This is a genomic window from Geofilum rubicundum JCM 15548, from assembly GCF_000974365.1.
Lineage (GTDB): Bacteria > Bacteroidota > Bacteroidia > Bacteroidales > Marinilabiliaceae > Geofilum > Geofilum rubicundum.
Genome location: NZ_BAZW01000054.1, coordinates 18,803 through 29,347 on the forward strand (window position 1 = coordinate 18,803; position 10,545 = coordinate 29,347).

Consider the following 10,545-nt stretch of genomic DNA (forward strand, 5'->3'; position numbering starts at 1 on the left):
CATTTTTTGCTTCCTTTTTGGGGCTGTAGCCAAAAAGGAAGAGCCCGTGCGGCTTGAGCACAAAACAACATAGTTTTAACTATGCAAAAAATACAATCTATATTTTTTGCAACGCCTGCTCTAAATCCGCTTTGATATCATCCAAATGCTCAATACCCGCTGACAAACGAAGTACTCCGGGTGCTACGCCCGACTTAATCTGCTCTTCTGCACTTAACTGCTCATGGGTGGTGGAGGCCGGATGAATGATCAAGGTTTTGGCATCTCCCACATTGGCCAGGTGACTGATCAACTCCAGGTTGTCAATCACTTGATCGGCCGCCTCTTTCCCAGCCTTTACTTTGAAAGAAAGGACGCCACCAAAGCCATGCTTCAGGTATTTTTTGGCGAGTTGGTGGTAGGGACTGCTGGGCAGACCAGGATAATACACTTCTTCAATCTTGGGGTGCTTCTCCAACCACTGCGCCAACGCCAGGGCATTGTCCACCGTGCGCTGAACACGCAAAGAAAGGGTTTCCAATCCCTGAATCAATTGAAAGGCGTTGAACGGACTCAGTGCCGATCCGTAATCCCGCAAACCTTCTACCCTGGCCCGAATGGCAAAAGCAATGTTGCCAAAGGGACCGTCCGCACCAAACACTTCCCAAAACTTAAGTCCGTGATAACCTTCAGAAGGCTCGGTAAACTGAGGAAACTTACCATTGCCCCAATTGAAATTTCCACCATCAACAATCACTCCTCCAATACTGGTTCCGTGACCACCAATCCATTTGGTGGCCGACTCGACCACAATATTGGCCCCATGCTCCAATGGTCGGAACAAAAACCCGCCGGCACCAAAGGTGTTATCCACCACCAGGGGAATGTTATGCTTCTTGGCAACAGCCGCTATGGCTTCAAAGTCCGGAATATTAAACCGGGGGTTACCAATGGTTTCCAAATAAAGGGCCTTGGTGTTTTCATCAATCAGTTTTTCAAAACCGGCCGCTTCATCACCGTCTACAAACTTCACCTGAATACCCAGGCGCTTAAACTGCACCTTGAACTGGTTATAGGTTCCTCCATATAAATAAGGAGTGGAGACAATATTGTCGCCCGCCTGAGCCAAATTGGTGATGGCCAGAAATTGAGCCGCTTGTCCCGATGCCACCGCCACGGCAGCTACCCCGCCTTCCAAGGCAGCGATGCGTTTTTCAAACACATCGGTGGTGGGATTCATGATGCGGGTATAGATGTTCCCAAACTCTTTCAGTCCAAAAAGGCTCGCGGCGTGCTCAGCATTCTTGAACACATAAGAGGTGGTTTGATAAATGGGCACTGCCCTTGAATTGGTAGTTGGATCAACTTCCTGACCTGCATGCAACTGCAAGGTATCAAAATGTAAACTTGGCTCTGACATATGGTTCTAATTTTTATTTGTTACTAAATATTATAATTTCGATTTTAACTTAATAGTATACCGACTCTAACTTATTCACGCCCAACTTGACAGGCGTGGTATTGGCCAGGTTATCGTATACCGGGCAACGGGTTTCCACCACTTCCAACCAGCGTGCCAGGGTTGCTTCATCCGAGTCACTGTAAACCTGTAAATCAACCCTTATTTCCTGAAAGCCTGAACGCTCTTCGAACGACTGCCCTAAAAAGCGGGCAGGGTTCAAATCACCAGCCACCTCAACCGACAACTTATGAATAGCTATACCCATTTCACGTGCCACCAAATGCCCCACTACATTCAAACATCCGGCATAACCTGCCAGAATATATTCTACCGGATTGGGTCCTGCATCATTGCCGCCCAACGCCACCGGCTCATCAACAACTACCCTAAACTGACGCGCATCCACATCCAAACGTGTGTCATTGCGATTCTCCCCACTGATTGCAAAAGTTAATTTAGTCATGGCATATCTATTTTAATGGATAAACAACAGATTCTTTATAACACAAGCACCCTTAATCGGCTCCTCTTTTAAGCCTGTGATTGTACTTACAAAGATGGGGAGAGTTCACCCAACCGGAAATCCCACAGATGGGGCATTTCATATACCATAAATAGGGTATAAACCAACCCCCCTTTCTAATCCTTTACACAACGAACGGAATACCCACCTTCCTTAGTAACAGAAAACCGGTTCACATTACTGATATCATGACTGACATAACGGTACCAGGCACTGTTGGCATAATATTAGATATCTGGCAAGAACTCACGAGAGGTTCAATGGTCTTTGAATTGGTTTATTTTCGCATTATAGAGATCCCTACAATTCTAGCAAAAAATTGACTGGGAAAATTAGTTTTTTGTATCTTTAGAAAAATTGATTGGCTATGATTCTTGAACGAACAAATAACGAAATTCTGGTAAGGTTACCAGCAGATGTAGACTTAACAGAACTTCAGAACATGCTGGATTATCTGGAATATAAGGAGAATACTGCCATGTCAAAAGCCCAGCAGAAAGATGTCGATGAACTTTCAGAATCCGTGAACAGACGCATTTGGAGAAAAATTAAGGACCAACGGAAACTTTAATGAAAATAATCATTGACTCAAATATTGTATTTAGTGCAATCCTAAACTCCGAACATTTTATTGCTCAGCACAATACCGATAAAAAACAGACCAATACTTTCGCCAATCATTGACTTTATACTTTGCTACAAACATCGACACCACGTACCCCAGCACCATTGATCCAAAGAATTGAGAAATAGTTGCGAATGAAGCAGTGGTAAAATCTGATTCATTAATGAAAAAATTGAATACCACTGATATTATGAAAATTACGCCAATTATAATCATTCCTTTCATACCATTAGACCTCATTTTTAAGCAGTTTAACTGCCTGAACATTCTTGTATACCTGACCCTCAAATCCCCCTATATATAATACTCAATATTGTCGATCCAGCCGGCGCGGATGGCGTACATGATGAGTTCGGAGCTGCTGTTGACGCCGAGTTTGCGGAAGATGTTTTTGCGGTGGGTCATGACGGTGTGAAAGCTGATGTTTTTTTGGGCGGCGATTTCTTTGGTGGTTTTGCCTTCTGCGATCAGCTTGACCACCTCGGTTTCAGTGGTGGTCAGGTGGTGGGTTTCTTCCCCGTTGGCTTTGCGTTTGGGCTCATCCATCAGTACTTCAAGTACTTCTTCTGAGAAGAATTTGCGGTTGCGCAAGGCAAAGTTGATGGCCATGAAAAGTTCTTCCTTATCGGTGGTCTTGCAGATGATATTCTTAATGCCCATTTTGCTCAACTCCAGCAAATCGGCTTTGATCACCTGATTGGTCAGCACCAGGACCGCCATCTGAGGATGGCTGTTCATTAGTGTTTTTAACGCTTCCAGCCCTTCATAATCGATGGTGGCATAATCGGTAATCAGCAAATCGGGAACGACATCGTCCAAAAGGGCCTTTAACTGATAGGCATATCGGGCCACACCCAAAACCTCATATTCACCGCTGGCAGCCAGAATTTGGCGCAAGGATTCGGTGACCAAAAACTGGGAATCCGCAATTAGAACCTGATAAGTTTGTGAAGTTGCTGTCATGCGTTAAAAATAAGAAAAAAGGAAGAAAAAAGCCCCCATCTGGCTAAAGAACCATCAGGGGGCTTGACATTAGCTCACCTTAATGTACGGAAACATTAACGTTGGTCACTACTTCTTGGTGTCCCCTTTTTTACCGCTGGCCTTTTTAGGGGCTGGTTGGCCTTTGGGTGCTTCCTTGGCAGAGGCTTTGGCCGACTGCCCTTTGGACCGGCGTCCAAGCTCCACAAGCACAGCAGATTTAGCGGCGGCGATGGTTTCACGGTTCACTTTTTCGGTGATGCGACCTTTGGTCAAATCATCAAAATCGATGTACCCATCCATCAACAGTAACTGCGTGATCATGTTATTGATCTTGGTCTCCTCGGCATAGCCCTCTGCCTCAAACAATTTTTCAGCTCCATCCAAAAACTCTTCGGCAAATTCAGGATAGTTGGGCAGACTCATTAACTCTTCGTAGGTCTCTCCAAAGCTACTCAACTCAATGTTCAGGTTAGGTGTAACCAACAAGGGGTTGAATGGATCAGACGGATTCCTGGGCTGGAAATTATTCACACCACTCAGGTCTAATTCTACCTCCGGATTATCCATGCGCACGAATTGTGCTTTCATGGTTTTATCCAATTGATAGAGATAGAAATTGTAGCGCATGATTTCGCGACTGTTACCGCCTTTATCGAACACATGGGCATACTTGTCACGAACGATGCGGTTCACTTCATTGCGGGCCACATTGATTTCGCTGTTACCGGCACGCATTTCCTGAATCATGTTAATTAAACCGACCGCGGCTTTTGGAGGTCCGGAAAGTTCCTTACCCTTCTTACCAATTTCGGTAGACATGATGCCGCACTGAACTTTCTTACCCATTCCCAGTCCTTCAGCTCCACCTTTTAAAACATCTACCATCAGGTAACGGTTTTCAATTTCCCCTTCCTGAGCGATGAAGGCTGACCGCCCGGTGTACTGGCAATTCCGTCGAACATCTGAATAAAGATATTGCGTGAAACAATGATGTGTTGTACATCCTCTCCGGACACTGATTCGGCTACGAAGCGGTTCTTAATCAGGTCGAACTGTATGGCGCGAATTTCAAACTTCGTTCCGCCTTGCTCGAACTTCTTGCCTTTGAAAATTTGATTAACGACTTTTTCAATGTCAATCTTATCCATCATTTTGTACGACGAGCACAGGTAGAATTTCTTCTCGCTTTCCACAAAGTCCCAGTCCAGAATATCATCCAGATAGTTACCATGCTGGGCCAATACCTCAACGATGTTTTTATCACCGGTTACGCGACCCAATGAGCGCTGGAAGTTAGGACCGTCCTGACTGGTAGCCTTTTCCATGCGTTCACCGTGTGAATCCACATACAGCAGGTAATTCTCAGGGTTATTGACGCGTGTTACACCACCCTCCTCTTTGGAGAAATTACTGGCCGTTAACATGATGTCAATTTTATAAGGCAAATGAATCTCACAGAATCCGGTAATGGTACTTCTTGAGTTCAAATCATCCACGTTACTGTCGGCACTGGTCGCAAACAGGTACTTGTAATACTTGATAAAGTCGGGATCAAAATCGGTTACCCTTGAGAAGTCACCCTCCTCGGTACCAAAGCCGTAAATATTTCCTTCCTTATCGCGGAATACGTGGAACATGTCACCGGCAATCAGTTTCACGGAGCGAACGCCCGGCAAATCCTGACGCAACCAGCGAAGGACCAAAGCAGCAATCATTTCTGACTTACCAGCACCACTATCACCATCAATCTCAATGGTAAAGATGGATCCATCTTCCATTTCAATGGCGAAGAGCGAGCCGTGCTTAGGTACACCACCCATTTCCTTCACCTTTTCATTCAGCATGCTCAACCACGGCTTCTTAACGTTACCGAAGTAGTCACCCTCCTTACGCAAGGGCGTAACAATGGTTTTGATGCTGCCATTAGGTCCCTTCAAATCGAAGAAACCAACTTGTGGGAAAGAAATCACTTTCTCGGGTGCGCCTAACAATAAGAACACATCCGGCACAAAGTTTTGGGCATCCTGCAAGGATACATCACTGTACTGCACCAGTCGGAAGAAATCGGTCAAATATTTAATATACCCTTTTTGAAATACCAATAACTGCTTCACCACACCGTGCTGAATAATCTTACACCTGTAATCGTCCGGATCCAAATTGGCCACAAACTTGGATAAACGGCGCTCGAAAAATTTAGAGTTGGGCTTAATGCTCAGCGATTTGATAAAGTCATTTTTCGATTTGCCCTTGTTCATATCCAACAGGTACATGGGCTCATTCTCATCCCTGTCAACCCGATAGAAGGGAAACTCCCGTTTCTTGGCATCTGTAGCAATGCGGGTATTCAGCTGAACCGGTTGCTCCACCGAAATAACCCCGCACTTCATCATCAGATCGTTGATCCACGACAAAGCACCCTTGTTATAATCGTGCAAGGTCTTGTCCTTCATCTCAAAATTGCGATAAAGCGTAATGCCATGCTGAATCATCTGGTTCATGTTCGAATTCTGACGACGGAACTGGGTCTCAACCACTTTTTTCAAAGTATGTAAATACCTGTTGTAATAGTCGGTTCCCTTGGTCAGGTTTTGAATGTGAACCAAAAAACTCACCACACGGTGCGTTACATCTTCCAGGAGGTGCTCACCCACTTTGATGTCCTTTTTACGGAAAATGTAATTCATGATGTCATTGATCTCACGGGGCAGAATGTCGGTCAGCAGATTTTCTGTGATGATTTTCAGATCGGCATCTTCCGTGCTATCAATTCGCTCCTGAAGGAACGACAGTTTTTCAATCACCTGCAACTGGAAGGAATCATCATTGCGCAGCAAGAACATGTAGAGAATTTTCTCCGGCGTTGACAAGGTGTTATTCAATACGCGCTGTTTAACGGCATTCACGATAACCCCAAAGCCACGTTCCGACAGGCCAATTTGGTTGAAGGCCGACTTGTTACGCAAGGCCTCCAAAAACTGGTTGAGGTATTTCTCTAAATCGATGCCTTCCACTTTTAAGCCTGTTATCTCCTCATAGTGACTACAGGCCATTTCAATAATTTCTTTACGGCTTGGCTCTATGGTAGGCTGCTCAAATGGCAGGTTAAAGTGTTGCAAGATTTCCTGAATGTGCTTTTTCAAGATCACATTTACTCCCTCTAACCGGGCCACATCCCTGTGAAAATCACCGGTTGCCACCATGGTAAGAATTTTCATCTTAGCATCAGAGAATAAAATGCGCTCCATTTCGATCAGAATTTCTCGCATGATGTTGCGTTCCTCCGGATCGTCCAAGACATAGTTATTGGGGTGGAAAGTCTTTTTGTTGTGAATGTATTTTAAAATAGTAGCCTTGCTAAAGCGGGAAGCCACAATATTAAAATTAAGATTCTTGATTTGGGGAATATTCCGGTAAATCTGTGGTAAAAGGTTCTCGTAGATTTTGGTAAAGGCGCGACTGCGGATAAACTCTTCCACATCCCGGCAATCCCCTACGTCACCCTGAAATTCTAACACAGAATTGTTCGAATCGCCAATGGTGGTAATCGCTACACCACTTACATGCGGTGAGGCATGGTACAGAGAGCGATTGTCATTGATTTTAAGCGACTTGTTAACTTGTTTTTTCAGGTCACGGACGGCTTTAAAATCTTCAAGCACCAACTCCATCCAGACACTATCCTTCAAAGCAGGGAATACCTTCTTAATCAGTTCTTCACTATTGCTGTTATTACCAGCCGATTCACGTACCTCCTGGTATTGTTTCCAATAATTCAGGAAGATGGTCAGGCCCGCACGAATCTCTTTCTCAAAGATATCATACCCTTTGCTGCTTCCATCCAGATAGCCACCCAGGGAAAACCTGACGATGCCGGTTTTATAAGGCAGGGCACAAATACCTCGCTGCTCGCCAATGGCTTTACAAAACACCTCCAGATCGTTGTAGGAGCCATAGCTGTTAAACAACAAATTAAACAGATAGGAACCATCAGAGTCAATGATCTGAATATTCTCTGCATCAAGACGCTCAATGACTTCAGCGGCCACTTTCTTAGCCATGGTCAGACGAAGATTGGATTCAGTCCTGAAATTCTTATTCACCCGGAACTTGTTGAGACCTTTCACCAACTGTTGTGAGTAAAAGACGAAGAAGGGAACCTCTTTATATTTGAAGTCGTCCGGCAAATTAAGCACATCCAGTTTGGCCAGACGCACCAACTCATCGAGCAGGAATAGGTGCAGAGGACTGCCTTCAAACATGGAAACCGATTTTTCGCCACCGGTTTTGGCTCCCGGCATGGCCTTGGTCTGCTCAAGTATAAAGTTTTCAATAACCTTGCTTATTTTGCTGCGTGATGCATTCTTTGGCAGCTCACCTTCCAGTTTGTCCTTAAGCGCTTTAGCCTTAATGGCCACTTCAAGCACTTCGTTGAGGAAATACATGGAAGCACTGTTACCACGGACAGAAGTATTGCGTTCGATGGCATATTCCACCACATCATTCATCGCCGGTGTGGCCACAATGGCACCTAAGCGATCCCCGGAACCGGCCAGATTTTTGGTGGTCGACAGTGAAGATACCACACGAATTTTCGACAACAAGTTCTCGTTGTTGAAAACATACCGGGAAATAGAGCGCCACTTGGGCAGCAACTCATCGTCGATTTTAACACTGTCGGTATAAGCCTCATCCAGCAACAAAGTAATTTTGCTGTTGTTGACAAATTTCAGAAAACTGATCAAATTCTCACGGTTAAAATCAGAATAACCGGTCGGATTTGAAGGATCATTAATAATAATGGTCAGGTTCTCACAGAAACGGTCCCACAAGTTACTGCTGGGATCAAAGAGCTGCAAGGTGCTTTTGATCCGGCTCAATTTCAGATGAATGCGATCATAATCCAGACGTTGGTTGTCCAGGTTTTCAATCTCAATATCGAAAGGATTGATGTCGAAGCGCTCCTGTGAAAACAAATCGGTATACTCCCAGGCCAATACTTTGTTGTAAACAATATATGGTTTTGGCTGACTGTCCTTATTAAAGAGCAGGTCTCGAATAATCATCTGCACATCATCACTGATGGAGTTTTATCCAGATTGGCCAAATCACTGACAAAACCGCGAATCATCTTTTGCTCATCTTCCGACTTGTGCTCATAATCTTTGTAAACGCCCAAATCGATCAACACATTGCGAAACCGGCCTTTGTTATCGGCCTCGTTGTCCACTTTGGTAATGAATTTCTGATAACGCTCCAAAAACAGGTTAACACCAAAATTTTTGTGGAAATGGTTGTGCAAAGTGCGCTTATAGTTATCCGGAATGAAATCCAGAATAACGCTGCAACGCTTAACGGTAGCCGCATCCAAAGGTGCCAATTGACGCTTGGTCAAATAATCACCATAGGTACGGATCTGATTACGACCGCCACCTTCGAGTATGGTAGCAATGCGAACCGCCGGGGTGTTGCTGTAAAAATATTTTCTGATTTTAGATTCAAAACCCTCAATCAGGGCTTTGTTCTGTGCCTTTCGCTTGTTGTTTTCAACCGTGTTTTCAATAAACTGAATAAAATCGCGCAGGCGCGTCAGGGAATATCTATCAACCAGAATTTGACGGGAAAAACCGTCAAATTTATAAAGACTGGTATTTTTATGCCCGTCATTAACCTCACCCAATTGCTCCTGCTTTATTTCCTGAAGCTCCTGTTTGTAGTCCTCGATTTTCTGGTCAATCAAAACTTTAAACTCACGCAGATTCTTGCTGTTGACATTCTCAAGAATCAAGCGCAGGTTCAATTGGGTATTGGCAGGAGCACCGAGTTTTTTGGTGTGTACCTTATTAAGCGTATTGATGATGCTATTGTGGAAACTAAACACCAGAGAAGTGTTAGAGGCAACCGACTCAGGCGAATCATCAATCACGACAATGCGTGACAGGTAAGGAAACCATTTGGAACCCAGAAACATATTCTTACGCATATGTTTCACTTTCACCACAAAAACGCTGGAGGTATCCTCCTCCATCATGGCAAAAAGCTCATCGCCTTTTACACTTTCAACAACGCGCACACAGTCTGTGCCAAACACCTCGCCTTTGATCAGGTCCACCGCCATATCTGAGTTGCCCGATACAACGGTACGAATGAAACCATTCAGTCCTTTAAAGTTTACAGCCCACTCGGTGCGGTGCAAAAAGTTACTCTTTGCAGCTTTGGTGGTGTAATGCGTACTCTGGTTAATCATCTGGTCGAGGGTATCCATCAGATAATTCCAATGCGCCTCATCAATATCGCCAATAACACCTATCACATCACGAAATCGACGCAATTCCTGTGTCGGATTACCAATGATCACTTTGGCCAGATAGTTGATGGTGGTCTCCGTTACCGGAGGTGTACCCACCGACAAATCATGACCGGCCCGAATGTTTTGAATCCAGGTTTTCTTTTGCTTATCAACAATATCATGGTCGGCAAAATAGCCCAACTTTTGATTAAATTTCTGCTTCAGAGAAGTGTAAATAAATGCTTTGGAATCCTCGTGCGGATAAAGCATTAATGTCACATCCGAATATCCGGGAATCTCTTCCTGAAATTTCAGTAAATACTTCTGTATTTCAGCCTGCTGACGAGCCGGATCTATGGGCTCTTCATAGCAGAGCCGTACAAACGACTTGAGATTGTCGAAGACATAGTTGGGTAGAAATACCTCAGCCCGTTCCCCCAGCGACTGGTACAGGTCAATGTATTCACGTGCTTCTTTCCTTAAAAAAGCTTTAGGAAGTCCTTCTATTTGCATGGCTGAATAACATTTAAATTAATATTAAAAACACCTCAATGAAACAGACACTTTTCGAATTCATAGATACCGCTACGAAATTTAAACAAAATGTTACAAAAATTTGCAAATTAAAGAAAGAATTATAACCAAAAACACCATTTTGGCTATACGGAGGTGGCCACTTAACA

General features: G+C 44.3%; 7 protein-coding genes. 1 reads left to right on the forward strand and 6 read right to left on the reverse strand.

The window, feature by feature from the left end:
* Positions 1-97: 97 nt before the first annotated feature.
* Positions 98-1,399 carry an O-acetylhomoserine aminocarboxypropyltransferase/cysteine synthase family protein gene (locus tag JCM15548_RS16860; RefSeq protein ID WP_062127843.1) on the reverse strand — a complete coding sequence of 434 codons (1,302 nt, stop codon included), beginning with the start codon at positions 1,397-1,399 and terminating at the stop codon, positions 98-100.
* 49 nt (positions 1,400-1,448) lie between these two features.
* Positions 1,449-1,904: an OsmC family protein gene (locus JCM15548_RS16865; protein ID WP_062127845.1), complete on the reverse strand. Its 456-nt coding sequence runs from the start codon at positions 1,902-1,904 to the stop codon at positions 1,449-1,451.
* Positions 1,905-2,331: 427 nt separating this feature from the next.
* Between JCM15548_RS16865 and JCM15548_RS16870 the strand changes: the two genes are divergently transcribed.
* On the forward strand, positions 2,332-2,535 hold the full coding sequence (locus JCM15548_RS16870) for a hypothetical protein (protein WP_062127847.1): 204 nt from the start codon (positions 2,332-2,334) through the stop codon (positions 2,533-2,535).
* 348 nt (positions 2,536-2,883) lie between these two features.
* On the opposite strand, the gene JCM15548_RS24560 is transcribed toward JCM15548_RS16870, so the two are convergent.
* From JCM15548_RS24560 to JCM15548_RS24575, 4 genes are all read right to left on the reverse strand, one after another.
* Positions 2,884-3,552 (reverse strand): response regulator transcription factor, encoded by a 669-nt coding sequence (locus tag JCM15548_RS24560; RefSeq protein WP_062127849.1) that lies wholly within the window; start codon positions 3,550-3,552, stop codon positions 2,884-2,886.
* 108 nt (positions 3,553-3,660) lie between these two features.
* Entirely contained in the window at positions 3,661-4,458 is a 798-nt protein-coding gene (locus JCM15548_RS24565; protein ID WP_227625971.1) for a hypothetical protein, read from the reverse strand.
* Entirely contained in the window at positions 4,458-8,639 is a 4,182-nt protein-coding gene (locus tag JCM15548_RS24570) for an aminotransferase class I/II-fold pyridoxal phosphate-dependent enzyme (RefSeq protein ID WP_227625972.1), read from the reverse strand. The genes JCM15548_RS24565 and JCM15548_RS24570 overlap by 1 nt, the downstream gene beginning before the upstream one ends.
* A complete protein-coding gene (locus tag JCM15548_RS24575) occupies positions 8,636-10,375 on the reverse strand; it encodes a hypothetical protein (protein WP_227625973.1) in 1,740 nt (579 codons plus the stop codon). The genes JCM15548_RS24570 and JCM15548_RS24575 overlap by 4 nt, the downstream gene beginning before the upstream one ends.
* Positions 10,376-10,545: the final 170 nt, after the last annotated feature.